31 protein-coding genes and 1 pseudogene are annotated in these 25,974 nt (G+C 58.8%); 11 read left to right on the top strand and 21 right to left on the bottom strand.

The window, feature by feature from the left end:
* The first annotated feature begins 70 nt into the window (after positions 1-70).
* On the top strand, positions 71-508 hold the full coding sequence (locus AB4O35_RS18745) for an Rrf2 family transcriptional regulator (protein WP_049708692.1): 438 nt from the start codon (positions 71-73) through the stop codon (positions 506-508).
* Here the strand turns inward: AB4O35_RS18745 and AB4O35_RS18740 are convergent.
* Positions 505-1,134, bottom strand: a complete 630-nt coding sequence (locus AB4O35_RS18740; protein WP_065946422.1) for a ribonuclease T2 family protein — start codon at positions 1,132-1,134, stop codon at positions 505-507. The two genes, AB4O35_RS18745 and AB4O35_RS18740, sit on opposite strands and share 4 nt — an antisense overlap.
* 36 nt (positions 1,135-1,170) lie before the next feature.
* The gene (locus AB4O35_RS18735) at positions 1,171-2,151 is read right to left on the bottom strand and encodes a Gfo/Idh/MocA family protein (RefSeq protein ID WP_065910632.1); all 981 of its coding nucleotides are present in this window, start codon (positions 2,149-2,151) and stop codon (positions 1,171-1,173) included.
* A gap of 125 nt (positions 2,152-2,276) precedes the next feature.
* Between AB4O35_RS18735 and AB4O35_RS18730 the strand changes: the two genes are divergently transcribed.
* Complete coding sequence (locus AB4O35_RS18730) at positions 2,277-2,639, top strand: NUDIX hydrolase (RefSeq protein ID WP_065876121.1); 363 nt, start codon at positions 2,277-2,279, stop codon at positions 2,637-2,639.
* Here the strand turns inward: AB4O35_RS18730 and AB4O35_RS18725 are convergent.
* From AB4O35_RS18725 to AB4O35_RS18700, 6 genes are read right to left on the bottom strand one after another with little or no spacing between them, the layout of a single operon-like run.
* Positions 2,625-3,338, bottom strand: a complete 714-nt coding sequence (locus tag AB4O35_RS18725; protein WP_065946423.1) for a transporter substrate-binding domain-containing protein — start codon at positions 3,336-3,338, stop codon at positions 2,625-2,627. The two genes, AB4O35_RS18730 and AB4O35_RS18725, sit on opposite strands and share 15 nt — an antisense overlap.
* Positions 3,331-3,543 (bottom strand): hypothetical protein, encoded by a 213-nt coding sequence (locus AB4O35_RS18720; RefSeq protein WP_139132535.1) that lies wholly within the window; start codon positions 3,541-3,543, stop codon positions 3,331-3,333. Before AB4O35_RS18720 ends, AB4O35_RS18725 begins: the two co-directional genes overlap by 8 nt.
* Positions 3,540-4,007 (bottom strand): periplasmic heavy metal sensor, encoded by a 468-nt coding sequence (locus AB4O35_RS18715; RefSeq protein WP_065946424.1) that lies wholly within the window; start codon positions 4,005-4,007, stop codon positions 3,540-3,542. The genes AB4O35_RS18720 and AB4O35_RS18715 overlap by 4 nt, the downstream gene beginning before the upstream one ends.
* A complete protein-coding gene (locus AB4O35_RS18710; protein WP_065876118.1) occupies positions 4,004-4,435 on the bottom strand; it encodes a hypothetical protein in 432 nt (143 codons plus the stop codon). The genes AB4O35_RS18715 and AB4O35_RS18710 overlap by 4 nt, the downstream gene beginning before the upstream one ends.
* Positions 4,432-5,010 carry an RNA polymerase sigma factor gene (locus tag AB4O35_RS18705; RefSeq protein WP_065876117.1) on the bottom strand — a complete coding sequence of 193 codons (579 nt, stop codon included), beginning with the start codon at positions 5,008-5,010 and terminating at the stop codon, positions 4,432-4,434. The genes AB4O35_RS18710 and AB4O35_RS18705 overlap by 4 nt, the downstream gene beginning before the upstream one ends.
* Before the next feature lie 29 nt (positions 5,011-5,039).
* Entirely contained in the window at positions 5,040-5,351 is a 312-nt protein-coding gene (locus tag AB4O35_RS18700) for a YXWGXW repeat-containing protein (protein ID WP_065881675.1), read from the bottom strand.
* Between the two features lie 213 nt (positions 5,352-5,564).
* On the opposite strand from AB4O35_RS18700, the gene AB4O35_RS18695 reads away from it, so the two are divergent.
* The gene (locus AB4O35_RS18695) at positions 5,565-5,705 is read left to right on the top strand and encodes a hypothetical protein (RefSeq protein WP_167345841.1); all 141 of its coding nucleotides are present in this window, start codon (positions 5,565-5,567) and stop codon (positions 5,703-5,705) included.
* Here the strand turns inward: AB4O35_RS18695 and AB4O35_RS18690 are convergent.
* Positions 5,702-5,836: pseudogene (locus tag AB4O35_RS18690) on the bottom strand (DUF1652 domain-containing protein); the annotation flags it as partial. The gene AB4O35_RS18695 and the pseudogene AB4O35_RS18690 sit on opposite strands and share 4 nt — an antisense overlap.
* Before the next feature lie 140 nt (positions 5,837-5,976).
* Between AB4O35_RS18690 and AB4O35_RS18685 the strand changes: the two are divergent.
* Positions 5,977-6,921 carry a sensor domain-containing diguanylate cyclase gene (locus tag AB4O35_RS18685; protein ID WP_065881677.1) on the top strand — a complete coding sequence of 315 codons (945 nt, stop codon included), beginning with the start codon at positions 5,977-5,979 and terminating at the stop codon, positions 6,919-6,921.
* Between the two features lie 266 nt (positions 6,922-7,187).
* Here AB4O35_RS18685 and AB4O35_RS18680 read toward each other — a convergent pair whose 3' ends face one another.
* The 3 genes from AB4O35_RS18680 to AB4O35_RS18670 all read right to left on the bottom strand — a co-directional run bounded on the left by AB4O35_RS18680 (position 7,188) and on the right by AB4O35_RS18670 (position 9,056).
* Complete coding sequence (locus AB4O35_RS18680; RefSeq protein WP_083207219.1) at positions 7,188-7,448, bottom strand: hypothetical protein; 261 nt, start codon at positions 7,446-7,448, stop codon at positions 7,188-7,190.
* Between the two features lie 4 nt (positions 7,449-7,452).
* On the bottom strand, positions 7,453-7,899 hold the full coding sequence (locus AB4O35_RS18675; RefSeq protein ID WP_065946425.1) for a GNAT family N-acetyltransferase: 447 nt from the start codon (positions 7,897-7,899) through the stop codon (positions 7,453-7,455).
* A 104-nt stretch (positions 7,900-8,003) separates the two neighbouring features.
* On the bottom strand, positions 8,004-9,056 hold the full coding sequence (locus AB4O35_RS18670; RefSeq protein WP_065881679.1) for an AbrB family transcriptional regulator: 1,053 nt from the start codon (positions 9,054-9,056) through the stop codon (positions 8,004-8,006).
* 109 nt (positions 9,057-9,165) lie between these two features.
* Between AB4O35_RS18670 and AB4O35_RS18665 the strand changes: the two genes are divergently transcribed.
* On the top strand, positions 9,166-10,065 hold the full coding sequence (locus AB4O35_RS18665) for a LysR family transcriptional regulator (protein WP_065876112.1): 900 nt from the start codon (positions 9,166-9,168) through the stop codon (positions 10,063-10,065).
* Between the two features lie 4 nt (positions 10,066-10,069).
* On the opposite strand, the gene AB4O35_RS18660 is transcribed toward AB4O35_RS18665, so the two are convergent.
* Together AB4O35_RS18660 and AB4O35_RS18655 are read right to left on the bottom strand one after the other, a co-directional pair.
* Complete coding sequence (locus tag AB4O35_RS18660; protein ID WP_049713356.1) at positions 10,070-10,399, bottom strand: hypothetical protein; 330 nt, start codon at positions 10,397-10,399, stop codon at positions 10,070-10,072.
* A 90-nt stretch (positions 10,400-10,489) separates the two neighbouring features.
* On the bottom strand, positions 10,490-12,982 hold the full coding sequence (locus AB4O35_RS18655) for a TonB-dependent siderophore receptor (protein WP_065881681.1): 2,493 nt from the start codon (positions 12,980-12,982) through the stop codon (positions 10,490-10,492).
* A gap of 253 nt (positions 12,983-13,235) precedes the next feature.
* Between AB4O35_RS18655 and AB4O35_RS18650 the strand changes: the two genes are divergently transcribed.
* Together AB4O35_RS18650 and AB4O35_RS18645 are read left to right on the top strand one after the other, a co-directional pair.
* Positions 13,236-17,828 (top strand): RHS repeat-associated core domain-containing protein, encoded by a 4,593-nt coding sequence (locus AB4O35_RS18650; protein ID WP_460149177.1) that lies wholly within the window; start codon positions 13,236-13,238, stop codon positions 17,826-17,828.
* Positions 17,825-18,145: a contact-dependent growth inhibition system immunity protein gene (locus AB4O35_RS18645; RefSeq protein ID WP_083207183.1), complete on the top strand. Its 321-nt coding sequence runs from the start codon at positions 17,825-17,827 to the stop codon at positions 18,143-18,145. The genes AB4O35_RS18650 and AB4O35_RS18645 overlap by 4 nt, the downstream gene beginning before the upstream one ends.
* A 64-nt stretch (positions 18,146-18,209) precedes the next feature.
* On the opposite strand, the gene AB4O35_RS18640 is transcribed toward AB4O35_RS18645, so the two are convergent.
* Together AB4O35_RS18640 and AB4O35_RS18635 are read right to left on the bottom strand one after the other, a co-directional pair.
* A complete protein-coding gene (locus AB4O35_RS18640; RefSeq protein ID WP_065911045.1) occupies positions 18,210-18,797 on the bottom strand; it encodes an NUDIX domain-containing protein in 588 nt (195 codons plus the stop codon).
* An 11-nt stretch (positions 18,798-18,808) separates the two neighbouring features.
* A complete protein-coding gene (locus AB4O35_RS18635) occupies positions 18,809-19,666 on the bottom strand; it encodes an SDR family NAD(P)-dependent oxidoreductase (protein WP_065872215.1) in 858 nt (285 codons plus the stop codon).
* 161 nt (positions 19,667-19,827) lie between these two features.
* Between AB4O35_RS18635 and AB4O35_RS18630 the strand changes: the two genes are divergently transcribed.
* A complete protein-coding gene (locus AB4O35_RS18630; RefSeq protein ID WP_065872214.1) occupies positions 19,828-20,754 on the top strand; it encodes an alpha/beta hydrolase in 927 nt (308 codons plus the stop codon).
* 192 nt (positions 20,755-20,946) lie between these two features.
* Here AB4O35_RS18630 and AB4O35_RS18625 read toward each other — a convergent pair whose 3' ends face one another.
* On the bottom strand, positions 20,947-22,107 hold the full coding sequence (locus AB4O35_RS18625; protein ID WP_065872212.1) for an alpha-hydroxy acid oxidase: 1,161 nt from the start codon (positions 22,105-22,107) through the stop codon (positions 20,947-20,949).
* 121 nt (positions 22,108-22,228) lie between these two features.
* Here AB4O35_RS18625 and AB4O35_RS18620 point away from each other — a divergent pair, with 121 nt between their 5' ends.
* The gene (locus AB4O35_RS18620) at positions 22,229-23,014 is read left to right on the top strand and encodes a DeoR/GlpR family DNA-binding transcription regulator (RefSeq protein WP_065946292.1); all 786 of its coding nucleotides are present in this window, start codon (positions 22,229-22,231) and stop codon (positions 23,012-23,014) included.
* On the opposite strand, the gene AB4O35_RS18615 is transcribed toward AB4O35_RS18620, so the two are convergent.
* Genes AB4O35_RS18615 through AB4O35_RS18605 form a run of 3 tightly spaced genes read right to left on the bottom strand, consistent with a single transcriptional unit; the run spans position 22,979 to position 24,371 of the window.
* The gene (locus AB4O35_RS18615) at positions 22,979-23,716 is read right to left on the bottom strand and encodes a DUF72 domain-containing protein (protein WP_065882041.1); all 738 of its coding nucleotides are present in this window, start codon (positions 23,714-23,716) and stop codon (positions 22,979-22,981) included. The genes AB4O35_RS18620 and AB4O35_RS18615 overlap by 36 nt on opposite strands.
* Positions 23,713-24,144, bottom strand: coding sequence for a DNA methylase (locus tag AB4O35_RS18610; protein WP_065872207.1), 432 nt, complete (start codon positions 24,142-24,144; stop codon positions 23,713-23,715). Before AB4O35_RS18610 ends, AB4O35_RS18615 begins: the two co-directional genes overlap by 4 nt.
* A 2-nt stretch (positions 24,145-24,146) precedes the next feature.
* Entirely contained in the window at positions 24,147-24,371 is a 225-nt protein-coding gene (locus tag AB4O35_RS18605) for a hypothetical protein (RefSeq protein ID WP_065882037.1), read from the bottom strand.
* A 196-nt stretch (positions 24,372-24,567) separates the two neighbouring features.
* On the opposite strand from AB4O35_RS18605, the gene AB4O35_RS18600 reads away from it, so the two are divergent.
* Together AB4O35_RS18600 and AB4O35_RS18595 are read left to right on the top strand one after the other, a co-directional pair.
* Complete coding sequence (locus tag AB4O35_RS18600) at positions 24,568-25,071, top strand: DUF4142 domain-containing protein (RefSeq protein WP_065872205.1); 504 nt, start codon at positions 24,568-24,570, stop codon at positions 25,069-25,071.
* Positions 25,072-25,097: 26 nt separating this feature from the next.
* Positions 25,098-25,658: a type 1 glutamine amidotransferase domain-containing protein gene (locus AB4O35_RS18595; protein ID WP_065872204.1), complete on the top strand. Its 561-nt coding sequence runs from the start codon at positions 25,098-25,100 to the stop codon at positions 25,656-25,658.
* Between the two features lie 59 nt (positions 25,659-25,717).
* Here the strand turns inward: AB4O35_RS18595 and AB4O35_RS18590 are convergent, their stop codons facing one another.
* Positions 25,718-25,924: a PLDc N-terminal domain-containing protein gene (locus AB4O35_RS18590; protein WP_065872203.1), complete on the bottom strand. Its 207-nt coding sequence runs from the start codon at positions 25,922-25,924 to the stop codon at positions 25,718-25,720.
* Positions 25,925-25,974 lie beyond the last annotated feature (50 nt).

Genomic DNA, 25,974 nt, shown 5'->3' with positions numbered 1-25,974 from the left:
CCCGTCAAGGGTCTCGCAACTTTTCAGGTTACAAACGATACTTTCCGCCGAATTGATCAGAGATCCCTTGATGAGAAACGACACCCGCCTCTCGCGCATGCTCCACGTGTTGATCCATATGGGCCGCCATGAAGAGCGCGCCACCTCGGAGACCATCGCGCAGATGCTCGGCACCAACCCGGTGGTGGTGCGGCGCACGCTCGGGCTGCTCAAGGAAAAGGGTTACGTACGCTCGGAAAAAGGCCACCAGGGCGGCTGGTGCCTGGGCAAGCCCTTGAGTGAAATCACCCTGCTGGATATTCACAACGCCCTGGGCACGCCGTCGCTGTTTGCTATCGGCCTGTCCACCGATCATCCGGAGTGCCTGGTGGAACAGGCCGTCAATGCGGCACTCACGGGGGCTTTCGAGCAAGCCCAGGCGTTGCTGCTGGAACGCCTGGGCAAGGTCACGCTGGCGCAGTTGGCCGAGGATTTTGACGAGCGCTACCGCGTCGCGATGCTGCCCTAGCGCTGCGCGGGAATGCGGATATCGCCGGCGCGGCACTGGGTTTTGACGCTGCGCGGGCAGCCGGCGAAAGCCAGGTCCTTGGTCAGGCACACGCGCACTTCCGACAACACCTTGCCTTTGCAGATCACCGCCAGCCCATGGTTGCCCATGCGCGGGTTGCTCTCGCGAAACAGCGCCTCGATCTCACGGGCTTGCAGCGATGGCGGCGTATTGAACGGCTGCAGTTGCTGCGGAATCGTCACCACACCCAGCGCGTCGTCGGTTTTTTCCAGATACGCCAGCGGCTCCAGCCCGCTGCAGGTGCCATGCTTGGCCCATTCGTGTTTGGGCAGTGAACGGGTCGGGAACAGTGCAGCACCCTTTTCGATTTCTTCGCGACTCAACTGCGATTGCGCTGAGCACGAAGCCGGCCACCCTCCCCGTGCGTACTGCGGCCACAAGCCATGCAGCACAAAGCCGTAGCCCTTGCCCGAACACTGTTCATTGTCCGGGTGCGTGAGGCAGAAGGTTGGCGACCATGACAACGACAACACGTAGAAATCAAACTCCCCCGGCGTGCCTTGACTACGCGGGGACGCCACTGCACTTGTGGCGAGTACCAGCCACACCATCATCCAATATTTCATCGGTCTGTTCCTTGGAAAAAGAAAACCCTATCGCGACTACCCAGGATGATGAGGGTTACGTTGTAGCACCTTGTCCAGGATCCGATCGGTCTTCAACGCTTCGATGGCCAATGACGGATGCTCGGCTTCGCCACGGATATGCGCATTCATGGCCAATACGTGATGCCACTGGATATGCGCGTGGCAGGGTATTTCCAGCACCTCATGGGTCTCGCCCTCAAGGTGCAGGGGCTGGTCCTCGAACACCGAGAACCGGATGCGCCCACGACTGCCGATCATCTCGACCACATCTTCACGCCGGTCCGCGACGAAGTTCCAGCAGCCCATGCCCAACGCGCCGGAGCTGAAGGTCCAGCACGCCGTCACTGCATCCTCGGCCGCATAGCGCCCGGCCTGGCGCGCGGTGAAGCCCGAGACTTCGATGATGTCCCCGGCCAGGTACTGGAACAGGTCGAAGCCATGGCTGGCCAGGTCGGCGAAATAGCCGCCACCGGCAATCGTCGGGTCGGTACGCCAGTTGGCAGCGCTGGCGTCGTCGGCACCCGCAGGTTTGCACAAGGTCCAGCTCAGGTGACGCAGTTCACCGATGCGTCCGTCCCGCAGCCAGTCACGCACTTGCTGGAAGCGCGGCAGCGAGCGGCGGTAGTAGGAGACAAACAGATGCAAACCGGCGCGTTCGAAGGTGCGCTGCATCAATGCGCTCTGCTCGGCATTCAGCGACATGGGCTTCTCGACGCAGCAATGTTTGCCGGCTGCGGCCACCATCAGGCTGTATTCGAGGTGGCTGTCGGGCGGCGTGGCGATGTAGACCGCGTCAACGTCAGGGTCGTTGATCAGTGCCTGGGCGTCGGTATAAAAGCGTGCAATACCGTGGCGTGCCGCATAATCACGCACAGCAGCTTCACGGCGCCCCATCACGGCCACCAGCGCAGAACCTGGCGCTTTGTAGAAAGCCGGTCCACTCTTCAATTCAGTGACACTGCCACAGCCGATCATGCCCCAGCGTACGGTGCTCATCTGCTCTCCTCGTCCGTTTTGATCAATCGGGCAGTATCCACATCCCCACACGTCAGCGCCATAACCACTTAGCATGACAATTGCATTACACTTTTATGACATTCATTGCGCTGCGGGGCTAAACGATGAAAATACGCGCCACGGTCATCTGCGAACACGAGGGGCATATCCTCTTCGTGCGTAAGGCCAGATCAAAATGGGCCTTGCCGGGCGGCAAGGTAGAACGCAACGAGCGCCCGGTCGGCGCCGCCGAACGCGAGCTGCAAGAAGAAACCGGATTGAACGTGGACGGCTTGCTCTACTTGCAGGAGCTGAAAGCCCGCGACACCGTTCACCACGTTTTCGAAGCATCCGTTGTGAACATCGCCGATGCAAAACCTTGCAACGAAATAATCGATTGCCAGTGGCATCCCTACGGCGCGATGGAAGAACTCGACACCACCGACGCCACCCGGCACATCGTTAAATCCTTCCTACGTCGCCTGTAGTTCAGCGCTCTGCCCGCTGGCGACCAATCCTCGCTTCACCCTGCCATTCTCTTTTTGCCGTTCGACAAAGGATCTGACGAACGCGGCAGCGGCTGCGTGCGCAATCGGTACTGCCATGGCCTGGCGGATGGTCATGAAGTCATCCTCTACCAGCCGCCACTGCTCGTTAACCCTGGTTTGCAGGAAATCCCGTACGCCCGCCGCTGCGTCCAGGCCTTGCTCGATACACACGTCTACCGCCGCAGATGAGGTGGGTGCCCGGACCAGTTCGGCATGCTGGACCGTGCGGCTCAAATACAGGTCATAGGCCGCACCCTGGCCGACGGCGATACGTCGACCCGGCGCATCCAATTGCGCAACCTGCGTGAAGGGTGAGTCCTTCGCCACCAGGTAGGTGCCCTTGATTGCCACGTACGGCGCGCTGAAGGCAATCTCTTGCTCACGCACCGGCTCGATGGCCAGGAACGCCACGCGCCACACATCCTCAGCCAATGCAGCAAACACCTTGCCCGCCGACTCGAAGGTGATCAGCTCCAACTCGACACCCAGTTCATCGGCGAGCGCCTTGGCCAGTGCCACGGACACGCCCAGGGGTTCACCGCCCGCACCGCGTTGCGCCAGCACCGGGTTGCCGAAGTTGATGGCGGCGCACAGCACGCCGTTGGGGGCCAGTTGTTGCAGTACCTGGGGGTCAATCATTGAGCGGTCCTTGCGAATCAGGTTTTAGAGGGTTGCCACGCGGCTCAGGTAATAACCGCGAACTGCTAAAGGAAGCAAGTTGAACGTGCTCTGCGATGCGGGTGTTGTGGTCTGGCAGTTGCTGCGCGGCGATGCCATCGTAGCCTCGCTGGCGCTCGACAACTCCCACATTTTGATCCTTGGTGTCGCCAAGACCAATGCTCAAGACCGAGGCTTTTTCCCGGCCATCTGCCCGCGCACATACAACGCCTCCACCAACGTCTGCCGCTCTTCCCGAGGCAACGTACTGGCAAACTGCGCCAATGTCGTATCCACCAACGCCCGCAGCGCCATATCCGCCTCACGCGCCTTGGCCAATTCAGTCACCAGCACATCCCGGTCCAACGCCGGCGCTTCCAACTGTTTGATCACCCCAAGCCGCGCCTCACGGCCAGCCATGACCAGCGGCTGGCTGTCAGCGCTGTTACGGCGCAACAGCTGACGCAACTCCCTGCGCCGCTCCGGCGGCAAGTTGACCATGGCCTGGCGCAGGCCGTGCTGGTTGACCATCGCTACGGCGGGCTTGGCGTTGACCCTCCAATGGTAGAGGCCTCCGCCCACGCCGCCGATCAAAAATACATTGAGCAATACCGAGACAAGCAACCACGGTTTCAGGGATTTAGCGGTCATTGCTCGGTGTCCTCGGCGTTGACGGTAAAGATCACTTGCGCATCGCCCTGATCGAAGACACTGGGCAACACTTCGGATGACAACATGGGCAGCGGCACGCTCATCGACGCTACCAGCATCCCGGTAACGATGCCGGCAATGCCCACGCCCACCAAGCCCGCCGGCGATAACCAGTTGGCGTAGCGCGACCAGAACGACCTGCGGCGCGGCGCAGACTGGCGGATCTGCCTCGCCAGCGCCGGGTCGGTGAGCGCCAGTAGATAGCTGTTCAGCTGGACGTCGAGCCAACCAGCCTCCTCCAAGGCCTCGCGGGCACTGGGATGAGCACTTTCAAGCAGTGCCTGCGCTGCGCCTTGCTCCGCCAGAGGCCAGCGCTTTAAATCGGCCCCATAGGCGTCGGCCAGATACGCAAATCGTTCGGGTGTCATGTCTTTCCCCTTCCTGGGCGGGCAAGCCCGGGTGTGTCGGCAAGGCTGCTGCGCAACTGACGTCGGGCCCGCGACAGCAGGCTCTCCAGTGCCTCGACGCTGATATTCATCAGGGCCGCGGCGTCGATGTTCGACAGCTCCTGGTAGTACTGCAACACAATGGCTTCGCGCTGGCGTTCGGGCAATGCCGCCAAGGCGGCGGCCATGCATTCGCTGCGGTCGGCGGTCTCCAACTGTTCATCCAAGGACGGTGCGCTGTCGGCCAGCTCCAGCGCTTGCGCGTCGCTCAGAGGGCGCTCCTTGCGCCGGCGCAGGCGGTCATGGCAAAGGTTCAGCGCGACCCGATGCAACCAGGTGTCGAAGCGCGCTTCGCCACTGCGCCAACTCGCCGCCTGGCGCCAGATGCGCAGGAAACTTTCCTGGGCCACGTCCCTGGCTTCGTCGGCATCCCCCAGGATCCGGCTGGCAAGCGCCAGCAGACGCGGCAGTTTGCGCGTCACCATTTCGTTGACGGCCGCGGGTTCGTTGTTGCCGATGCGTGCCAGCAGTTCAACATCCGGATCAGTGTCTTTCAATCGGGCAACTCTCAGTCCGGGTGGCTGATTCAGCGGATCCAATGCCCCTCACGCCAGTACCAATTGGGGCCGTGGGCTTCCCAATGGCCAGGTTCCCAGCGCGCATTGCGCATCACAGCCTGCCAGTGGCCGGGCTTCCAAGCGTAGCCGCGTCCCTCCCAGCGCCAGTGTCCACGGTCCCAGACGTAACCCGGGCGCTCCACGGGGATCATTTCCACGCGCTCCGGCGGCGGCGCCTGGCGGATGATGATTTCGGTCTGGGCAAACGTGGGGGTGCTGACAAACGCGGCGAGCGCCAGCGGAGCAAGCAAGGCAAAACGCAATTTGGCCAGGGGTCTCATGGCAACTCCTTCATTCAACGCGCGAAAGTGCGGGTTGCTGATGGGTTGAACGGTGGGTGCAAAAAAATCCGTCGCAGAATGTGCAGGTTATTTGCGCAGGCAGTATTGCCCGGGGGATGGCGGCGCTTGATGAAATGTTTGAAAGCTTCGCGACGGATTTACGCCGCTGGCAGCGTTGAAGGATTAACGCCTATCAACCCAAGAGGACACACCATGTACCGTCGACTTTCCATGCTGGTTGCCGCGTTGCTGATCGTCAGCCTCAGCGGCTGCGTGATCCTGCCGGAACACCGCCATTGTTGCTGGCGCTATTACGGCGCGCTCGATACACCGACCCACACCGTCAACGGCTAGCCTACTCCCGCAAACCCACGGCGCCCGGCCTTGATCTCGGTGCGCAACTCGACAATCAGGTTTGAGATGGAACGGATGCTGTCCAAACCCTCGGGGGACGCGCCGGTCAGCAGCAGGTCGACCCGGCCGGACACCGTTCGAAGATGTCGATTCGCTGACGTCAAAAACCCCTGCCTGCAACCTCTCGTCTGCTGTTTCGGAGGGCACTTGACTCCACGCGTCGATCACAAGAGGCTCTTGGCCTTTCGCCATCACTCTGAGCCAAGCCCCCATGAGTATCGACCCTCCCAGCCAGCCCGACAGCGATGTGTACAAGACGTTATTGGAGTCGACCAAGGCCATCCCCTGGCGCATTGATTGGCAGAGCATGACCTTCAGTTATATCGGCCCGCAGATCGAGACCCTGCTCGGCTGGACCCCGCAAAGCTGGGTCAGCGTGGACGATTGGGTCGAACGCATGCACCCGGACGACCGTGAATACGTGGTGAATTTCTGCGTGTCGCAATCCCGCGCAGGCGTCGACCACGAGGCGGATTACCGGGCGCTGACCGCGAATGGCGACTACGTGTGGATTCGCGACGTGGTGCACGTGGTGCGCAAGGACGGCGAAGTCGACGCGCTGATCGGCTTTATGTTCGATATCAGCGAGCGCAAGAAGACCGAAGAACACTTGGTGCGCCTGCAAAAACAACTTGAGGAATATTCCTATCAGGATGGACTGACCGGCATCGCTAACCGTCGCATGTTCGACACGGTGCTGGAACGGGAATGGGCCAGCGCCCAGCGCAGCCAGTTGCCACTGTCGCTGATCATCCTGGATATCGATTTTTTCAAGCAGTACAACGACCACTATGGCCATATCAAGGGCGACGAATGCCTGCGCCAAGTCGCGCGCACCCTGTCACAGGCGGCCAACCGGCCACGGGATTTCATTGCGCGTATCGGCGGCGAAGAGTTTGTATGGTTGCTGCCGGAAACCGATGCAGCGTCGGCCAGGCAAGTGGCGCAACGCTGCCTGCACCTGATTCGCCAGCAGCAGATCGAACATGGTTTTTCGGCGGTATCGAATCTGTTGACCTTGAGCCTGGGCGTCGGCACGCACATCGTAAAACCCGATAGCCCGATGCTGGAGTTTGTCGAAAAGGTCGATAAGTTGCTGTACCAGGCCAAACGCAACGGGCGGATGCGTGCAGAGTTCGCCAGCGGTGAAGTTTGACGTTGAGGTCAAATTGCAGGCAAAAAAAATCCCAAGTAGCTGATGGAAACTTGGGATTTAAAAATGCATAAACCGTGGGAGGTGAACGCCCGGCTATAGTAACGACTGTAAAAAGCTGTAACAAGATTATTTTAATCCTTTCGTCGGATTAAAAGCGCTGTAAGTCATTCAATAACCACACATTTTTTAAGGTAGCGGACGCTATGAGTGCCACTTTTTGGTGCAAATACCACCAATATTTCCACTTATAAAAAAGGGTTATTGAATTAAGGCAGCGTCGCACTTTTCGACATACGCCCGTTCAACGGCTCACATGTCTCGCGTGTATCAAGGCTATTAGGCAGTAATGAACGCGCGATACTTTCCACCTGCCGACAGAGTGCCAAGCGCTCGTTGGCGGTTTCCCGCGCGCGGTCAACCTGGGCGTTGAGCTGGACAAAATAAATCCCCAGCACTACTGCAACGCAGAGCACTCCGAGCACGAAGTAGCGCACGCTGTTAGAAGATGAAGGCTCGGGCGCGTTCATGAGACTACTGCGCCCTGATCTTCTCGTATCGCACATCATCGCCGTCGACCTGGCCGACCACGACCCAACCCAGCCGCTGATAAAAACCGTTGGCGCGTATTTCGTCGCGGCCATCGGTGATCAGATACAGTCGGTCATGGTGTTCAAACAGCGCGGCTTCGGCGACCGCCATCAGTTGACGGCCCAGGCCCAGGTTTTCGTGAGTGGGCCGTACGAACAGCGCAAATACCTCGCCTTCGGCCAGGTCGACCATGGCAAAGGCAACGGCGCGGCCATCCACTTCAGCGACCCACACGCAGGGCGCTGCTTCGATGCTCGAAGCCAGCACCTGCGGCGTGATGCCCAACTCAGCCATCTGTTCGACACTCAAATGGTTCTGCACCACCGACGTGCGGATGCTGAACAGCGTGTCGATATCGTCCTGCGTCGCGGTGCGGATTAGCGTTTGCATACTGGCCTCCCTGATAGAGGACGCAATTGTATGCAAATAGAAACACAGTGAATGTCGTGGATTTGTAAAGCGCCCTACAGGTGCGAGGACGAAGTTGGCCAGGCTTACGCGGCGTTTGCACTGGCCGGTGCTTGGACCGGCGCGGTCTGGTCCAGCAGGCGAAACAGCGGCAGGCACGCCGCCTGGATCACCAACATGCGGATCACCTGCATCGCTGTCACCAGTGTCACCGCCAGGCCCAAGGCCTCGGCGGTGAGGCTCATTTCCGGCGCACTGCCAGGCATCATGCCCAGGGCAAGCGACAGCCATGGCATGCCCAAGCCGGCGCCGAGCGCCCATGCGGCTATCGCCGTGGTGATCACCGAGCCCGTCAACAACAGCAGCACCTTGCTTAGTAGTCCTGGGGCGCGGCGCAAGAAGCTGCGGTCAAACGCAACGCCCAATGCACAGCCGATCAACAACTGGCCGCAGCCACTCAGCCAGCCCGGCATGCTCATCGACAAGTTATTGCAGCCCACCCCCACCGCGCAGATCAGGAACGGCCCGAACGTCCAGGGATTGGGCAGCTTGCAGTGTCTGAAACCCAGCGCCGCGAGCCAGCCCATCGCCAGGATGAAAATCAGCCACGGCCAGATCACCGGCAACGGGGCATGGGCCACGACCTGCGGCATGCCAAAGGTTGCGACCGCAGGCACCGTCAACAGGATCAGCAGCAGGCGAATGCTGTGGGCGGCGGCGATAAAACTGGTGTCCGCCTGGCGTTGTCGGCCCAGGTGAACCATCTCGCTGGAGTTGGCTGGCATCAAGGCAAAGAACGCGGTGCCGAAGGGCACGCCCCAGCGATGCAGGACCAGCACCGAACACAACGCCAACACCAGCGTCAGTAACACCGCAAAGAGAATCAGCCCGAGATGGGCCGCCACCTGTTGCATCACTGGCAATGTGAAATGACAGCCAATGGCAACTGCCACGATAAGCTGCCCGACTTGGCGACCATGGGGGATTTCCGGTACGAGGCTGCCGGCGCAGCGAGTCAACATCACCGCGACCAACGCGCCAATCACCCAAGGCAACGGCCACCCCGCCCAATTCGCAAGGCTGCCGCCCAAAGCGCCGACGATCAGGGTTACAAGCCAGTATTGGCGAAGATTGGGCATCAGGAAGCACTCGGCATGGAGAAGAATGCCGACAGGTTATAGACTCGTTCGCATCACAGAAAATATCCATTTGTGAAACCAGTCATCACTCTTTGTTATGCGAGCCCGTATGAACCTGAAAGCGCTGGAGTACTGCGTAGAGATCGCCCGCCAAGGCAGCTTCACAAAGGCGGCGCAGGCGCTGCATGTGGCGCAACCGGCACTGAGCATGGCCGTTGGCCGACTCGAGGAAGAATTGGGCGTGGCGCTGTTTAACCGCGCCACGCGACAAATCAGCGTGACCGCTGAAGGCCAGTTGTTCCTGACGCGCGCCGAAGCCTGCCTGGAGGGGCTGGCCGGTGCACGCCGTGAGCTGCAGGACCTGACGCAACTGCACAGCGGTGAAATCCGCGTCGGTGTGCCGCCGATGTATGGCATCCGCCACATCCCCGAACTGCTGATGCAATTTCGCGCGCGCTACCCCGGCATTGCGATGCATGTGGTGGAAGGCAGTGCCGATGACATCAGCGAGCGCCTGGCCACGCGGGATATTGACGTGGCGCTGCTGGAGTCGCGGCGGGTCGACCCGGAATGGGAGTCAGTGCTGCTCGGCAGCGACGAGATGGTGTTGTGCATGCATGAGCAGCATCCGCTGGCGGCCGCTTCATCTATCCCGGCTGCGCGGTTGCAAGACGAACCCATGCTGGTCTTCGACAACACCTTCCTGCAACGCCATTTGCTGGATGCGTTTTGCAGCAACGCCCGCGTGCGTTTCAACATCGCCCTGGAAAGCAACTTTGTCCCGCTGGTGATTACCGCTACCCGCAGCGGCATGGGCGTATCGACCCTGCTGCGTTCAGTGCAAGAGCAGGAGCCTGGGCTCGCGGGAGTGTCTTTCGAACCCGCGCAATTCATGCACTTCAACCTGTGCTGGCGCGCCAGTGAATACCTGTCACAGGCCAATAGACGGTTTATTGAAACGGCAAAGGTGTATTTCCAGGAAGATGCCAGCTCACCGCTGTCGCACTAAGCGGTCATTTGCGCGCAACTTTGTAGCGCACGCAGTCCTGATAGAAACTCTGGCGAATTGCCTCGGGTTTCAGCCGTGAGCCGCTGTCGTAGGTCTGTTCCGTGATGCCCATGGCCATCATGCGCATCCAGGATTTGTTGAACTTGATGGTCTGGATTTTCTGCCGCGCGGCGTACAGCGACACCCCCGACAACTTGAGTTCCTGAGCCCTGGCGGCGGTGCCTGCGCCCCAACTGCACATGTACTTGTCACCCTCGCGCAGCTCCCGCGCCTGCACGGCAGCTGCGCCACCGGCCAGGGAGCAGGCGATCAGCATGATTCCAACAGTGCGCATTTGCATCCCCACCTAACCACCTGAAAATAAAAGCGATTCTGGCGAGGATTTTGTTACAAAGGGGCCATTAAATTGCCTTACTGAGTGCCATCACCATTGGTAAGTGGCGCTCGCCTGCACGGTGCGCTGCGAGCCATACCAGCACCACGAGTAGGAGAGGCAAGACGCCACATACTCTTTATTCGCCAGGTTGGTGGCATTTAAGGCCAGGCGCAGATTGTCCTTGGGGTTGGCGATGTTCGGGATGTCGTAGTGCACAGCCGCATCGAACAAGGTGTAGCCCGGCACTTTCAGGGTGTTGGCTGGATCGCCCCAGGACGAACCGACATACCGTGCACCGGCCCCCACGCCGAATCCTTTGAGCTGGCCGTCATGAAGGGTGTAGTCCGCCCAGGCCGAGGCCGTGTGACGGGGTAAACCGTAGGTGGTGGTGCCTTCGACCGGGATCGCCGGGCCTACGCCCCCGTCAGTGATCGGTGCGTATTGCACCGTGCTGTTGGACTTGCTCGCGCGGTTATCCAGGTAAGCGTACGCCGCCGTAATGTCCAGGTTGTCGTTGAGGCTGGCCTTGCCTTCCAGCTCAAAGCCACGGGACTGTTGTTCGCCGTCCTGAATGTTGCAACGGCCACTACCACATAGATGGTCCGGGTTCGGGTCCAGCGTCGGTACATTGGTTTGGCGCAGATCGAAAATGGCAGCCGTAATGAAGCTGTTGCTGCCCGGCGGCTGGTACTTGATGCCGATCTCATACTGCTTGCCTTCGGTCGGTTTGAACACCGAACCGCCATAACCGGTACCTGACTGCGGGTTGAACGACTCCGCATAGCTGGCATAAGGCGCCAAGCCATTATCGAACAGGTAAACCAGCCCTACACGTCCGGTAAACGCCTCGCTGTCCAGCGAAGACTTACTCTTGGCGCCCGTAGCAAGGGTTTTGGTGGTGCTATCGGTACTGGCCCAGTCATAACGACCGCCGAGCAACAACACCCACTTATCCCACTTCATTTGCTCCTGCAGGTAGACCCCGGTCTGCTCGCTACGCGAGGTAGCATCGGTGCTGAACGCCGGCGTCACCACGGGCGCGCCGTAGACCGGATCAAAGATATCCAGGCTCGGTCCCTTGCCGTAACCCGCCTTGGTGTCGGTGCTGGTGTTCTGGTAATCAAGGCCCATCAACAACGTGTGCTGTAACGGCCCGGTATCGAATCGGGCCTGAACCTGGTTGTCCAGGGTGTAGGCGTCCATGTCGACATCGGTGGCGATGGTCGAACGGTTCGACGTGCGGTAATCAGCCTGCAAATTGCTGTTATAGATGCTGCGGTAAATGCCCTCGGCGCGCAGGTAACGTGCGTTCTGGCGTAGGGTCCAGACATCGTTGAAGTGATGTTCGAAGGCATAGCCAATCGAGTAATACTCGCGATCACTTTTTTCGAAGTTCTTCTCGCCATCATAGAAATCCACATCGATGCTGCGCCCGGTCGGGCTGTGCAGCACCGAGCCCCAGGCCGGCACCGAGCCGTAAGACGCACCTTTGGGGTCCTTCTGGAAATGCCCGAGCAGGGTCAGCGAGGTGGCATCATCCGGGCGCCAGGTGAAAGCGCTGGAGAGCGATTGGCGACGCGTCTCGGTGTGTTCGACCTGGCCATCGGCATCATCGAAAAGGCCTGCCACGCGGTAGGAATAAACGCCTTGGTCATCGATTGGGCCGCTGAGGTCAAAGGTGGTGCGCTTCTTGTTGAAGGTGCCGTATTCCACACCCACTTCATGAAACGGCGCGTCCAACGGGCGCTTGCTGACCATGTTGATCACCCCGCTCGGCGTGCCCTGCCCATACAACACCGACGCTGGGCCGCGCAGCACTTCGACGCGTTCCAAGTCAAACGCATCCTTTTGCGGCAAGGCGTCACGGCTCGAAGGCATGCGCAAGCCATCGAGATAAGTGGCCGGGGCGAAACCGCGAATGGTCAACTGATCGAGACGCGACGCAGTGGCGCCACGGGTTTCCGGGATGACAGCGGCGCTGTAGCGCAGGATCTGGTTAAGGCTCTCGGCGTTTTGCGCACGCATCTGGTCTTTGGTGACGATGGAGATCGACTGCGGGGTTTCGATCAACGCGGTATCCGTCTTGGTGCCCGACAAACTGCGCGTGGCCACATAACCCGACACCGGCCCGGTCGGGCTTTCGGCCTGGTACGCACCGCTGATGGTGGTGGCCCGCAGCTCCATGGCCCCGCCGTTATCCGGGATAGCTTCCAGGCGGTAGCGATCGGCGGAGAGTTTCATCGCCTGCAGGCCGCTGCCGGCGAGCAGTTGGTTCAGCGCCACGTCGGTGTCGTATTGCCCGCTCACCCCGTTGCTGCGCTTGCCCCGGGTCAAGCTTGCATCGAAGGCCAACACCAGGCCCGCCTGCTCGGCCAGGCTATTGAGCGCCTGGCTCAGGTCACCGGCAGGAATCGAGAAACTGCGCACGGCGCTGCTGCTTTCTTCGGCGAAGACGGTTTGGGCAGTCAGCAACGGCACGGCGGCAAAAGCCATCGCCACTGACAGGGTCAGTGGATGCAAGGGACGAGCAAGGCGCGACATGGGAAATCCTGCGTAATGGAGGTTCTATTAACCATGACGGCCATGTCGGGGAATCGGGCAAGGATGAGAGCGATTTTTATTTGAGAGTGGTTGCTGCAATCAGTTTTATCGCCATTTTGTGTAGCTCTTGGGGTTGGTATTGCGCGGTTTTTTCCCCGTTGTAGTGGGCCTTTTCTGAATTTCTCAACCGTTCATCCAGGCGCTTTTTCCTGCGGCATGCTCCGACGCCTTGCCCTTTGCCGAGCCGTCACGGATGACCCACGCTTCCCACATCGCCCTTATCGAATTTGAGCTGGATGGCTTTCATCAGAGCTTGGAGATTTATCGCCAGCAGATGGGTGCCTGGTATTCGCGTGCGCTGGATTCGGTGAGCCATGGGTTGGACATGCCGTCGTTGCTGGGGATGGATCGGGTGTTGCGGGTCGGGGATTCGCAGCGGTCGGTGAGCATGGCTGATACGGACTTTGCGACCGTGGCCCAGTGCCCGCTGGGCGGTGAGCTGAAGATTCAGAGCCTGTTCGAGTCGGTGTATGACGTGCCGATCGGCGATATCCCGGTGGAGGTGATGGGGCTGGATGACGGCAGTTCCACCGTGATCTTGCTGGATGAACAAGGTAAAGGCTCACACCACTGCGCGGCTGGCGGGCGGTATCAGGTGCGGGTGCAGGGCGGCGTTTCCGAGGAACAGGTGGACGCGTTGTTTGCCTCTTACGCCGGGTTGATGGCGGATCTGGAGCAGTGGCTTCGGTCGCAGTGGGCCGGGTTTAAGCCGCATTGGGAGCGATCTACTGCCAGCGCAATTGGCAGCGGCCTATTGGCGGGCAGTTGGGCGGCGATCCGTGATGTGTGGGACAGCATCAAGCGGGTGCAGGCAATTCTTGAAGACCCACTGAAGTTCGTCGAGCAACTGGGAGATCAGGCCGCCCAGTTGGCGCAAATCGCCACAGACGCACCCAAGGTCATGGAGCAGGCAATGTTGCTGGCCAGTGATGAGGCGGCGCTGTTCCTGTTGGTGCGCACGGCGATGATCTGGCTGGACGCGTTGCCGCCCGGTGAAATGGCCGAGGTGGCGGCTGGGTTAGTGGTGGCGTTGCTGATTGACCTGGTGATTGGCGTGGTGTTGACCATCGCGTTGCCTGCGGCGGGCGTGGCGTATTTGAGTTTGCGCTTGGTCAAGTATGGCGCGCAGATCCTCGAGGCGGCGGTGGGCTTTGTCAGGGGGCTTCTGGTGATTCTGACGAAGTTTATGCAGGCCGTGGATCGCTATAAGGCGGTGGCCGTTCGCGGGGTGGTTGGCGGGCTGAAGCAAGGCACGATGCAGATGCGCTGGAAGGCGCGGCAGAACGCGGTGCTGAAGCAGACAGAGCATGTCGATGATGTGCCTGTTGGTTCGAAAAATCCCGCGGGAGATGCGGCGGCTGCTTCGGATAAGACCGCGACCAATGGCTGCCCGGTGTCGATGGTTACCGGGGAGGAACTGCTGACACTGACCGATGGTGCGCTCGATGGGATTTTGCCGTTTGAGTGGACACGGTTATATCGCACCAGTGCGGTGGAAGTGGATTGTGGGTTGGGGTTTGGCTGGAGTCACTCGCTGGCGCATCGGCTCGCGGTTTCCGGTGATTCGGTGGTGTGGACAGATCATGAAAATCGGTCGACTACCCTGCCCTTGCCATCTGTTTCTCGGCCCGCGATCACCAATAGCCTGGCCGAAGCGGCGATCTACCTGGGGGCTTTGCCTGATGAGTTGGTGCTGGCTCAGGCGTCGCGTTTCTACCACTTCCGCGACGGTGTGCTGACAGCGATCAGCGACGCGTATGACAACCGATTGCGCATTTTCCGTAACTACCTGGGGCAGATCGAACGACTGGACAACGGCGTGGGGCGCTCGTTGTTTTTGCACTATGCGTCGGGCCGCATTGTTGCCGTGGATTACCAGGTTGAACGGGCGGTGGATGAGGGTCCGTTTGTCTGGGTGACAGAGCAGAAGGTTGTTTCCTACGCCTATGACGCTGCTGGTCGGTTGGTTTCAGCGACTAACGCTGTAGGCGAAAGTGAGGTTTATCGGTACGACGAACAGCACGTCATTCTTGAGCGCGGACTGGCCGGTGGGGCGAGTTTCTTTTGGGCGTGGGAAAGGTCTGGCAAGGCGGCGCGGTGTGTCCGGCATTGGGCGAGCTTTTCGCAGATGGACACGCGGTATGTGTGGGATGACAACGGGCAGGTCACGGTTCATAACGCCGATGGCAGCCAGGAAGTCTACGTGCATGACCAGCGGGCGCGGCTGGCGCGGCGGGTGGATCCGGATGGTGCTGAGCACTTCAAGTCCTACGATGACAAAGGCCGGCTGACGGTTGAGCAGGATCCTCTCGGCGCGATCACGGCCTACCAGTACGACGAAGCCGGACGCTTGGTGGCGTTGTTTCCGGGGGATGATGAGCCCACTTCCTACGAGCATGAGAATGGGTTCGTACGGGTTGTAAGGCGGGGTCTGGCGGTTTGGAAATATGAGCGTAATGACCAGGGCGACGTTACGCGTAGGACTGATCCAGACGGGCATTCCACGGACTACAGCTACAACAAATACGGGCAGCTAATTGGGGTTTGGTTTCCGGATCACAGTTGTCAGCGGCTGGTCTGGAATGAACGCGGACAACTGCTTGAAGAGCAATTGCCGAATGGCGGTATCAAGCGCTATCGCTATGACGATCTGGGGCGGCAGGTTGCGCGTGAGGATGAATATGGTGCGCTCACACAGTTCGAATGGAACAACGCTGGGCGCCTAGTCCAAATAGTCTTGCCGAGTGGTGACACGCGTAAATATACCTATAACGCTTACGGAAAAATCACCTCCGAACGCGATGAACTGGGGCACGTCACTCGTTACGAATATGCCGACGGCTTGCACCTCATTAGCCGCCGCATCAACGCCGACGGAACCCAGGTCAAATACCGTTACGACAACGTGCGGTTGTTGCTGACCGAAATCGAAAACGAAGTCGGCGAAACTTACCGGCTCCAATACCACAACAACGGCCTGATCCAACAGGAAACCGGGTTTGACGGCCAGCGCACTGCCTACGTTTACGACCTCAACGGCAACCTGCAAGAAAAGACCGAACATGGCGACGATGGCAGTCAGTTAGTCACCCGCTACGAGCGCGACCACGCCGGTCGACTCGTAAGAAAAACCCTGCCCGACGGCAACATCGTCGATTACGCCTACGACCGCCAAGGCAACCTTCTAAGCGTCGACGACGGCCACTGGGCGCTGGCCTACGAATACGACCCACAAAACCGCCTTACCGCTGAACACCAAGGCTGGGGCACGTTGCGCTATGGCTACGACGCCTGCGGTCAGCTGAAAAACCTGCGCCTGCCGGATAACAACCGTTTCACCTTCAACCACGATAAAGGCGGCCATCTAGCCACTGTCGACTTGAACGGTGAAACCCTCACCTCGCACCTGTTCAAAGCCGACCAGGAACAGCAACGCCAACAAGGCCAACTGATCAGCCATTACCACTACGACGATAAGCAACGCCTGCACGCCCACGCCGTTACCCAACAGGAACACTACCTTTACCAACGCCAATACGACTACGACAAAGCCGGCAACCTCACCCGCCTGCTCGACACCCGCAAAGGCGAACACCACTACCACTACGACCCGCTAAACCGCCTGACCCGCGCCGATCACTCCCAAGGCGAGCAGGAACGCTTCGGCCACGACCCGGCCGGCAACCTGCTCATGCAAGACCGCCCCGGCCCGGACATCGTCGCCGGCAACCGCCTGATGATCCAAGGCGACCGCCACTACGACTACGACGCCTTCGGCAATTTGATCCGTGAACGCCGAGGCAAAGGCCAGCAACTCGTCACCGAATACCGCTACGACTGCCAGCACCGCCTGATCAGTATTAAAAAACCTAACGGCCAGGACGCCAGCTATCGCTACGACCCGTTTGGTCGTCGGATCAGCAAAACCGTTGACGGCATCACCACCGAGTTTTTCTGGCAAGGCGACAAACTCATCGCCGAACACCACGCGGATCGGCACCGCAGCTACCTCTACGAACCGGACAGCTTCCGTCCGTTGGCGCTGCTGGAAGGCTTCGGCCCAAAAGAAACAAAGCCCTACCATTACCAACTCGACCACCTCGGCACCCCACAGGAACTCACCGCCCCAGACGGCGAAATCGTCTGGTCTGCGCACTACCGCGCCTACGGTGAAATCACCCGCCTCGACATAGGAAAAGTCGACAACCCGCTGCGCTTCCAAGGCCAGTACTTCGACCAGGAAAGCGGACTGCACTACAACCGCCATCGCTACTACAATCCGGATATTGGTCGTTACCTGACGCCGGATCCGGTAAAGCTGGCGGGTGGGATCAACGCCTACCTATACGTCCCTAACCCTACGGGATGGATAGACCCATTAGGATTGAGTTGTAAGATTGGAAATTGCCCTGGCGGCATACTAGATACACACGAAGATGCAGGGGGGCATTTGCTCAAGAAGCACGTTGAGCAGACGGATGCACAATTGTTTGCAAGGCTGGAATTGGAACCACATATTCCAGCGGCATCTACGTTCAGAAACAAAAAGGAAGCAGAAGCTCTTGTTTCTAAAAGCTTAACCAACCGTAGACAGGAAATCTTAAATTTTTTAGAAGGAAAAAAAGATAAACATATCATCAACGAAAGTTCAAACTTTCCGGTAGGATTGAGCGCTATTAGAGGCGTTGAATCGTCCATTCCAGTCTACAACTTCATTCTGGTTCTGAAGAGAAAACCTAAGATGCCAGATGGCTATTTATTACTGACGGGATATCCTGAAAAATGAACCTACCACTGACTGAACTTCAGCAATTTTTTGGCGCCTACTTTAATCAGGATTGGACAGCGGAATACTCTTCAGCCGATGAAGTAATTGGCTCATTCCTACTTGACTCACAAAGAGATGTCATCACCACTGTAAAAATGGAAATAATAGAACTAATAAAAACCTACACAAATGAACCAGAGTTCCAAAATAACTTATTTCATGAACAGCACTGCTACTATTACTACCCTAATCAATGGGCATCAGGACCCTCATGGTTAAATCACATCATTGTTAAATTCGATGAGCACTTACTGAAACAAGAAAACCCTATTTAAAAGCAACCTATGTGGCGAGTTTTCTCGCTCGCCACAATAAATATGCCGCCGAGGAAGAACTGACTCACCACCCTTCTTTCAACATCCGCAACTCCAGATGCTGCAACAGCATGATGGTCTTCCCGTCCGCAATCTCCCCGCTTTGCACCATCGCCAGCGCTTGCTCAAAGCCCAGCTCCAGCACCTCGATATCCTCGCCCTCTTCTTCCAGACCGCCACCGCTGCCCACCTGATCCCCCGGTTTATATTCACCGATGAAAAAGTGAATCCGCTCCGTCACCGAGCCCGGGCTCATGAACGCCGCATAAACCTTCTCCACATGCCCCACGCGATACCCGGTTTCTTCTTCCGCTTCCAGGCGAATACGTTCCTCGGGACTGGCATTGTCGAGCAATCCCGCCGCCGCTTCGATCAGGTAACCGTGGTAATCATTGACGAACGTCGGCATCCGAAACTGGCGAATCAACAACACTGTGCGCCGCTCGCGGTTGTACAGCAGGATGGTCGCACCATTGCCGCGGTCGTACACCTCGCGGGTCTGGGCTTGCCAGCTGCCGTCGCGGCGGCGCAGGTCGAAGCTGTATTTTTTCAGCAGGTACCAGTTTTCCGAGAGTGTCTCTTCTGCGGTGATGCGAACGGGGCTGTTGTCCATGATCGGTTTTCTCAAGAAAGTGTCTGCGTTTGTTTGATGCGATCCCAGGCGGCAGCGACTTCTTCTGCGCTGCGGGCTTTGATTCGGGCCAAATCACGGGGGTATTCCACACCGGGATTTTCCGTAAAGCGCGTGGCGGTGAATTGCCCGTTGCTGGCACGCAGAATGTAACCCGTGTCGTCGCACTGCGTTGATGCAAGGAACACAACCCCCGGCGTCACCCACTCCGGCTTGAGTTCATCCGGTTCTTCGGTCACGCCCCACATGCGCGTCTTGGCGACCGGTGAGATCGCATTGACTCTGATCCCCGCATCAAAGCCTTCATGGCTCAACGCGTTCATGATCCCCAATTGCGCCATCTTGCCTGCGCTGTAGGCCACCAGGCCGGTCTGTTCATATTGCGCATACATGGCGCGGTCGGAGGTGGTGAGGATGATGCGCGGCGCAGATGAACGCAGCAGGTGCGGCCAGGCGTGCTTGCACAGCCAAAGTGGTGCGTAGAGGTTGATGTCCATGGCACGTTGCAGGAACGCCACGTCGAGGTCGGCGATGTTCTGGTAACCCACCCAGCCAGCGTTGTGAATCAGGATATCGAGTTGGCCGAATGCCTCGATGGCGTACGCAACCAGTTGTTGGCAGCCCTCGTTCGTGGACAAGTCACCGCCATGGCCGATGACAGTCAAGCCTTCGGCCTGCAAGGCCTCTGCCGCCGACAGCACCACCGAGGCATCGCTGCCTGAGCCGGCATTGTCGGCGCCGATATCGCTGATCACCACTCGCGCGCCACCTTGGGCCAGTGCCCGTGCATAGCTGAGTCCCAACCCGCGGGCGCCACCCGTGACGATTGCGGTTTTGCCTGTGAAATCCATGTGCTTGCTCTCCTGTTCAGCCCCCACCCTAACAATCCCGGCACGCATTGTTCAATGCTGTAACACTTTGCAAGCAATCCCGGTGGACGGCTGTCGAATTAATTCCTGCCTGTGTGGGCCATCTGGTAAAAACCCTGCTTCAACTTTTCTCTGGAACCTTCATGTCTTCACGTTTTCTCTCGCGCCTGAGCCTGCGCTGGTTTCCGCTGTTGTGCATGGCGCTGTTGATCGTCGGCCTGCCGGTGGGGTGCGCCGTGCTGCAACACAAGGAGCGCGAACTGGTGTTTCGCATCGAGCCGGGCACCGCCAGCTGGTACAGCGGCTTGCCCAAGGCCGTGCAGGAGTTCGAACTCAAACCTACCAGTTTCAAATCGGGGCAGAACATACATGGCTGGTGGTACCCGGCGGATAAGAAGGACGCACCCGCAATCCTCTACCTGCACGGCGTCCGCTGGAACCTCACCGGGCAACTGTTTCGCATCGAGCAATTGCACGCCCTGGGCTACTCGGTGCTGGCCATCGACTATCGCGGTTTCGGCCAGAGCCACGGCGAGCTTCCGTCGGAAACCAGCGTGTATGAAGACGCTCGAATTGCCTGGGAACGTTTCCAAGTGCTGCAACCGGACCCCGGCAAACGCCTGATCTACGGGCACTCCCTGGGCGGTGCGGTGGCCATCGACCTGGCCGCCGAGTTAGGCAAACAAACACCACTGCCGGTTCGCGGCTTGGTGATTGAATCCACCTTTACCTCGCTGGCAGATGTAGCCACGGCGGTGGCCAATACTTCGTTGCCGGTGCGCTGGCTGCTGTCGCAGAAATTCGATTCCATCGACAAGATTGCCGATATCCATATGCCGCTGCTGGTGGTGCATGGCCTGGACGACCGCTACGTGCCGCCGCGTTTCAGCCAACAATTGTTTGAAGCCGCCCAGGAACCTAAACGACTGTTATTGGTGCCCGGCGCCAGCCATAACAACAGCATGAGCCTGGGCGGTCGCAGCTACGGCCAGGCGCTGGACAAACTGATGCAAGCGAAGATGCCGCCCCAGGTTGTCACGCACGCCACAGGCCGCAACGGCGACTCTTGAAAACACTTTCCGGCACTGGGTTCGCGCTTGCCTGTCAAGCGCAAACCCTGCCCATGCTGGGCCAAATCAGAAGTTGATCAAATATTGATCTTGGCTTAAATCGCCAACCCTGCCGGGGCTTCGCAAAGTTATCCACAGAGATACCCACGGTTTTCGTGGACAACTCTTTTTATATTTTTACGTTTTTTTTGCTCAGTAAACGTTTTCTGGAAATGTACCCGGCAACAAAATCTCGCGATTCACATCGCGTATATCGTTATACCCACACAGCGCCATCGACACGTCCAACTCACGGGCGATGATCTCAAGTGCCTTGGTCACGCCCGCCTCGCCCATCGCGCCCAGGCCATATAAATGCGGCCGACCGATCATGGTGCCCCTTGCCCCCAACGCCATCGCCTTAAGCACGTCCTGGCCGGAACGAATGCCGCCGTCGAGCCACACTTCAATACGCTCGCCCACAGCCTCCACGATTGCCGGCAGTTGGCTGATGCTAGACGGTGCGCCATCCAACTGGCGACCGCCGTGATTGCTCACCACCAGTGCATCGGCGCCGGAATTCGCGGCCAGGCGCGCATCTTCTACATCGAGAATGCCCTTGATGATCAACTTGCCGCCCCAGCACTTCTTGATCCACTCCACATCGTCCCAGCTCAGGCGCGGGTCGAATTGCTGGGCCGTCCAGGAAGAGAGTGAACTCATGTCCGCCACACCTTTCACATGCCCGACGATATTGCCAAAACCACGGCGCTTAGTGCCCAGCATGCCCATCACCCAACGCGGCTTGGTGGCCATGTTGAGAATATTCGGCAAGGTCAGCTTGGGCGGTGCCGACAGGCCGTTGATCAAGTCCTTGTGGCGTTGCCCGAGGATCTGAAGGTCGAGGGTCAGCACCAACGCATCCACGCCGGCAGCCTTGGCGCGCTCGATCAATTGTTCGATAAAAGCGCGGTCGCGCATCACATACAACTGGAACCAGAACGGCTGGCCGACGTGTTCGGCGATGTCTTCCAGGGAGCAGATGCTCATGGTCGACAAGGTGTAGCGCAGGCCAAACGCGGCAGCCGCGCGGGCGGTCAGGATCTCACCATCGGCATGCTGCATGCCGGCCAATCCGGTCGGTGCCAGCGCCACCGGCATGGCCATGTCCTGGCCGATCATGCTGGCACGGATCGAGCGCTCGTCGATATTGCGCGCCACCCGCTGGCGGAATTTGATGCTGGCAAAATCGCTTTCATTCGCCCGGTAGGTGCTCTCAGTCCAGGAGCCGGAGTCGGCGTAGTCGTAGAACATCCGTGGGACACGCTTTTGCGCGAGCTTGCGTAAATCTTCGATGGTTGTAATCAACGACATCTAAGTCACCTCTCCCTGAACTGAACACTGAGAGTAACCGCCCATCGGCTGCTCAACCAGCCATTGCGTTTATATCGGTAGGCGCATAATCTCGCATAAACCCGCAAAATGATGCAAAACCATGCACAACACTCATCAAGCCATTGACCTGCCTTCTTTGCGCAAACAGAAGATCCTGTTGTTGCTGGAACGCGACGGCAAGGTCACCGCCTCGGAATTGGTGGACCACTTTGCCGTATCCCAAGACACCATCCGCCGCGACCTCGGCGAACTCGCCGCCGCCGGCCTGTTGCAACGCGTGCACGGCGGCGCCCTGCCTCGGCCAAAGGACACTGGCAAAGACTTTTTCACCCGCGTCGGCGAAACCAACGAGGCTAAGCGCCGCCTCGCCCGACTGGCGGCCGACCGCGTGCAAGATGGCCAGATCGTGCTGTTCGATTCCGGGTCCACAACGCTGCAGATCGCGCAGTCATTGCCCCGCTCGATTCGCCTGGCCGTGGTCACAACGTCGCCCATGATCGCCATCGCACTGGCCGACCACCCCGATGTAAAAGTGATCCTCACCGGTGGCCAACTCAACCCCGCGACTCTCTCCACCAGCGGCCACGAAACGGTGCGCCTTATCCAAAGCATAAAGGCCGACCTGCTGTTTACCGGGGTGTGCGCGCTGCATCCGCAAGTGGGCATCAGCTCGCTGCACTTTGATGAAGTGGCGGTCAAGCAAGCTTTGCTCGACAGCGCCTCCCATGTAGTGGCGGTGACCCTGGCGGACAAGCTCGGTGCGGTGGAGCCCTTTGTGGTGGCGCCCTGCAGCCGCATTCATACACTGATTACCGAATGGCATGTGCCGAGTGTGGAAGCGTATGAGCAGTTAGGCTTGGAAGTGTTGCGAGTAGAGGTCGAGTAGTGACAAGGCGTCGGGCGTCGCATGCCCGCTGGCGGTATTGTCGAAGATGCACCACGTGGGAATGCCGGCGTTCGTAGCCTGAACCAATGCCTGCGCAAATGCCTGCACTCGCTCAGGGCCATAAGCACTGTGATAGATACGCGGTGATCCATGCAGGCGCCAATAACTCACGCCCCGCCAACCGCCGGGCACGCCGCCGGTTTCAATCACCGCAGGGTCAGCGGCGACCCTGCCAATTTCAAAATCCTGCAACATCACCTCGGCTGCGAGCCAGGTAGCGTGACGCGGCTCAAGCACCACGGCGCCGGCAAAGCGTTGGCGTAACGCCGTAAAAAAAGCGCTGGCGATGGCAGGTTCATAGCTCAGCGACGGCGGTAGTTGAATCAACAAGCAGCCGAGCTTTTCACGCAGCTGCAGGCTGTGTTCAAGAAACTCATCCAGCGCGGTTTCACAACGCTGCAAGCGCAATTCATGGGTGATGCGCTTGGGCACTTTGACCGAAAAACGAAACGTCGACGGCACTGATTGCGCCCAACGCTCATAAGTCTTTGACAGATGGGGGCGGTAAAACGAGCTGTTGATTTCCACTGCATTGAAGCGTGACGCATAGCGCTGCAAATGCGTGCCCTCGGCCACAAATGCCGGCCAATGCTCACGCGGTAAACTCCAGCCCGCGCATCCCACAAAAAGCGGCGCGGTCAAAACAGCACCGTCGCCGCATCACGCATGAAAATCTCGATGGTTTTAGGTCCCACGCCGTCGAATTCCCCGAGGCGCTTTTCAAACGCCTGCCGGTCTTTACTGGCACTGCGCATCTGGGTGAGCTTGCCGGCGTACTCGGCATTCAGCTTGGCACTGAGGTCCAGCAAGCGCTGCGCGGTGGTTTCGTCATAACGCACGTAGTGAGCACGCCCTAACATTGCGACCAATTCCCGTGAAGTGCAGTGCTGCAACTTGCGTGCAGTGTCGCGACCTTGTTCTTCAACGATCACCTTGTAGGCCTGTGCAGCGATGGGTGCCTGGATCCGCTTGCCCATCAAGAAGCTGGCGATCAACCATTTGAACAGGCTCGCGTCATCATCAGCCTTGAGCTCGATGCCCAATTCAGAAGCGGTAATCGCCCGAGCCATGGTTAGTGCCCCAACTTGCGCTCGGCTTTGTCGGCCTGCTCGTTAATGGCATCGGTCTGGCGCTCAGTCTCTTTGATCGAAGTCGGCGTCAGCACTTTATCGACGGTTTCGGTCTTGGGGTTCGGACGGTCCAGGGTCTTCCCCTTGGACGGCTGTTCAATGCCTTTCTGCACGTTTTCCGAGCTGATCGGGTCTGGGGTTTTGTCAGCATTTTTGTGATCGGTCATGGTCAATCTCCTGGCAGTTGCAGCCCGCAAAAATCCGCGGGCACCTAAGCAGCAGAGGCCACTGAATTTCGATAGTTCAAGAATTCAACCGGGCACGGCCACTGGCGAAATAAGCGCGAATTAAATTAAACCTTTTGCACAGCCGCCCTCTCAACACTCAGGTAACGGCATCAAGCCACCTTTAAGGAGCCACACCATGACTACTCAGTTAATGAAACAAATGGGCCTGACCTTCGTATTGGTTGCAGGCTCGATTTCGACCGCCATGGCCGCCACGTCCAATAGTTTTGTCGACAATGCGGCCGAAGGTGGCATCACCGAAATCGAAGCGGGCAAGCTGGCCCTGCAAAAGAGCAGTTCGGCTGATGTGAAGACCTTTGCCCAACACATGGTGACCGAACACACCGAGGCGAATCAGGAACTGGCGACCCTGGCTAAAAAGCTCGACATCGAAGTACCGGATGATGCTGCCCTGACGGATAAGGCCAAGAAAGCCATTCTGGAAATGCGCGACGAATCGTTTGACGAGGCCTACGCCAACAATCAGGTCGCCGCCCATGAAAAGACCGTCGAGCTGTTCAAGAAAGAATCCACGTCTTCGGACAATGCCGAGTTGAAAGCCTTCGCCACCAAGACGCTGCCAACCCTTGAAGCTCACCTGAAGGCCGCCAAGGATCTGCAAGCCAAATACGCCAAGTAACCCCACGACTCAGGAGGTACTCAAACATGAGTTCGCAACTCAACGGCAAGAACATCCTCATCATCACGTCCAACACGGGTATCGAGCGCGACGAACTGCTTAAGCCCCTGGAAGCGCTACGCGGTTTTGGCGCTACGGTGACCCATGGATCCAGTGAGGGCGGCACCACCCAGACGTTTGTCGGCGACACCGAAAAGGACCGCACCGTAGAGTCAGACGCCAAGCTGTCGGCACTGTCCGGTGCGGATTTCGATGCCCTGGTGATTCCCGGTGGCACCGTCAATGCCGACACCTTGCGCCAGGATGCAGCAGCCTTGAAGTTGATCAACGAATTCGTCACGGCGGGTAAAACCGTGGCAGCGATCTGCCATGGACCGTGGGCGTTGATCGATGCGGGCGTGGTCGAGGGCAAGACCCTGACCTCGTATAAGAGCGTGCGCACCGACTTGGTCAATGCCGGCGCCGCGGATTGGGTCGATGCCGAGACCAAAACGTGCACAGCCAATGGCTGGACGCTCATTACCTCACGCACGCCGGACGACTTGCCGGCATTCAACGACACGATTGCCAAGGCTGTCGCAGGCTAAACAGCTGGCTTTGAACGCAAACAGGCGCCCAATGGGCGCCTGTTTTTTTTACCTCTGATTTAGCCTCGATGCTGCTCGGGCATCTCACGTTTCGGCCCGAGCACTGCCCATGCAATCAACCCAAACAGCGGCACGAAGATCAGGATTATCAGCCACAACCCCTTAGTCTCCCAGCCACTTGTGCTACGCAACACAACGTTAATCGCCCACAGCTCCGCGAGCAGCAAAATCACCGCCAAACCGATCCAGATATATTCTAATTGCATGAGTCACCTCCTGAGGTCTTGTGCATTAGGTCAAGTATCGGCGCTGAGGG

The sequence above is a fragment of the Pseudomonas sp. H1_A03 genome (assembly GCF_054685145.1).
This window is presented reverse-complemented; position numbering and strand designations above follow the sequence as displayed.

Coding starts and splice junctions, on each gene's coding strand:
- AB4O35_RS18745 (WP_049708692.1), top strand. CDS start 71: ATGAGAAACGACACCCGCCTCTCGCGCATGCTCCACGTGTTGATCCAT.
- AB4O35_RS18740 (WP_065946422.1), bottom strand. CDS start 1,134: ATGAAATATTGGATGATGGTGTGGCTGGTACTCGCCACAAGTGCAGTG.
- AB4O35_RS18735 (WP_065910632.1), bottom strand. CDS start 2,151: ATGAGCACCGTACGCTGGGGCATGATCGGCTGTGGCAGTGTCACTGAA.
- AB4O35_RS18730 (WP_065876121.1), top strand. CDS start 2,277: ATGAAAATACGCGCCACGGTCATCTGCGAACACGAGGGGCATATCCTC.
- AB4O35_RS18725 (WP_065946423.1), bottom strand. CDS start 3,338: ATGATTGACCCCCAGGTACTGCAACAACTGGCCCCCAACGGCGTGCTG.
- AB4O35_RS18715 (WP_065946424.1), bottom strand. CDS start 4,007: ATGACCGCTAAATCCCTGAAACCGTGGTTGCTTGTCTCGGTATTGCTC.
- AB4O35_RS18710 (WP_065876118.1), bottom strand. CDS start 4,435: ATGACACCCGAACGATTTGCGTATCTGGCCGACGCCTATGGGGCCGAT.
- AB4O35_RS18700 (WP_065881675.1), bottom strand. CDS start 5,351: ATGAGACCCCTGGCCAAATTGCGTTTTGCCTTGCTTGCTCCGCTGGCG.
- AB4O35_RS18695 (WP_167345841.1), top strand. CDS start 5,565: ATGTACCGTCGACTTTCCATGCTGGTTGCCGCGTTGCTGATCGTCAGC.
- AB4O35_RS18685 (WP_065881677.1), top strand. CDS start 5,977: ATGAGTATCGACCCTCCCAGCCAGCCCGACAGCGATGTGTACAAGACG.
- AB4O35_RS18680 (WP_083207219.1), bottom strand. CDS start 7,448: ATGAACGCGCCCGAGCCTTCATCTTCTAACAGCGTGCGCTACTTCGTG.
- AB4O35_RS18675 (WP_065946425.1), bottom strand. CDS start 7,899: ATGCAAACGCTAATCCGCACCGCGACGCAGGACGATATCGACACGCTG.
- AB4O35_RS18670 (WP_065881679.1), bottom strand. CDS start 9,056: ATGCCCAATCTTCGCCAATACTGGCTTGTAACCCTGATCGTCGGCGCT.
- AB4O35_RS18665 (WP_065876112.1), top strand. CDS start 9,166: ATGAACCTGAAAGCGCTGGAGTACTGCGTAGAGATCGCCCGCCAAGGC.
- AB4O35_RS18660 (WP_049713356.1), bottom strand. CDS start 10,399: ATGCGCACTGTTGGAATCATGCTGATCGCCTGCTCCCTGGCCGGTGGC.
- AB4O35_RS18655 (WP_065881681.1), bottom strand. CDS start 12,982: ATGTCGCGCCTTGCTCGTCCCTTGCATCCACTGACCCTGTCAGTGGCG.
- AB4O35_RS18650 (WP_460149177.1), top strand. CDS start 13,236: ATGACCCACGCTTCCCACATCGCCCTTATCGAATTTGAGCTGGATGGC.
- AB4O35_RS18645 (WP_083207183.1), top strand. CDS start 17,825: ATGAACCTACCACTGACTGAACTTCAGCAATTTTTTGGCGCCTACTTT.
- AB4O35_RS18640 (WP_065911045.1), bottom strand. CDS start 18,797: ATGGACAACAGCCCCGTTCGCATCACCGCAGAAGAGACACTCTCGGAA.
- AB4O35_RS18635 (WP_065872215.1), bottom strand. CDS start 19,666: ATGGATTTCACAGGCAAAACCGCAATCGTCACGGGTGGCGCCCGCGGG.
- AB4O35_RS18630 (WP_065872214.1), top strand. CDS start 19,828: ATGTCTTCACGTTTTCTCTCGCGCCTGAGCCTGCGCTGGTTTCCGCTG.
- AB4O35_RS18625 (WP_065872212.1), bottom strand. CDS start 22,107: ATGTCGTTGATTACAACCATCGAAGATTTACGCAAGCTCGCGCAAAAG.
- AB4O35_RS18620 (WP_065946292.1), top strand. CDS start 22,229: ATGCACAACACTCATCAAGCCATTGACCTGCCTTCTTTGCGCAAACAG.
- AB4O35_RS18610 (WP_065872207.1), bottom strand. CDS start 24,144: ATGGCTCGGGCGATTACCGCTTCTGAATTGGGCATCGAGCTCAAGGCT.
- AB4O35_RS18605 (WP_065882037.1), bottom strand. CDS start 24,371: ATGACCGATCACAAAAATGCTGACAAAACCCCAGACCCGATCAGCTCG.
- AB4O35_RS18600 (WP_065872205.1), top strand. CDS start 24,568: ATGACTACTCAGTTAATGAAACAAATGGGCCTGACCTTCGTATTGGTT.
- AB4O35_RS18595 (WP_065872204.1), top strand. CDS start 25,098: ATGAGTTCGCAACTCAACGGCAAGAACATCCTCATCATCACGTCCAAC.
- AB4O35_RS18590 (WP_065872203.1), bottom strand. CDS start 25,924: ATGCAATTAGAATATATCTGGATCGGTTTGGCGGTGATTTTGCTGCTC.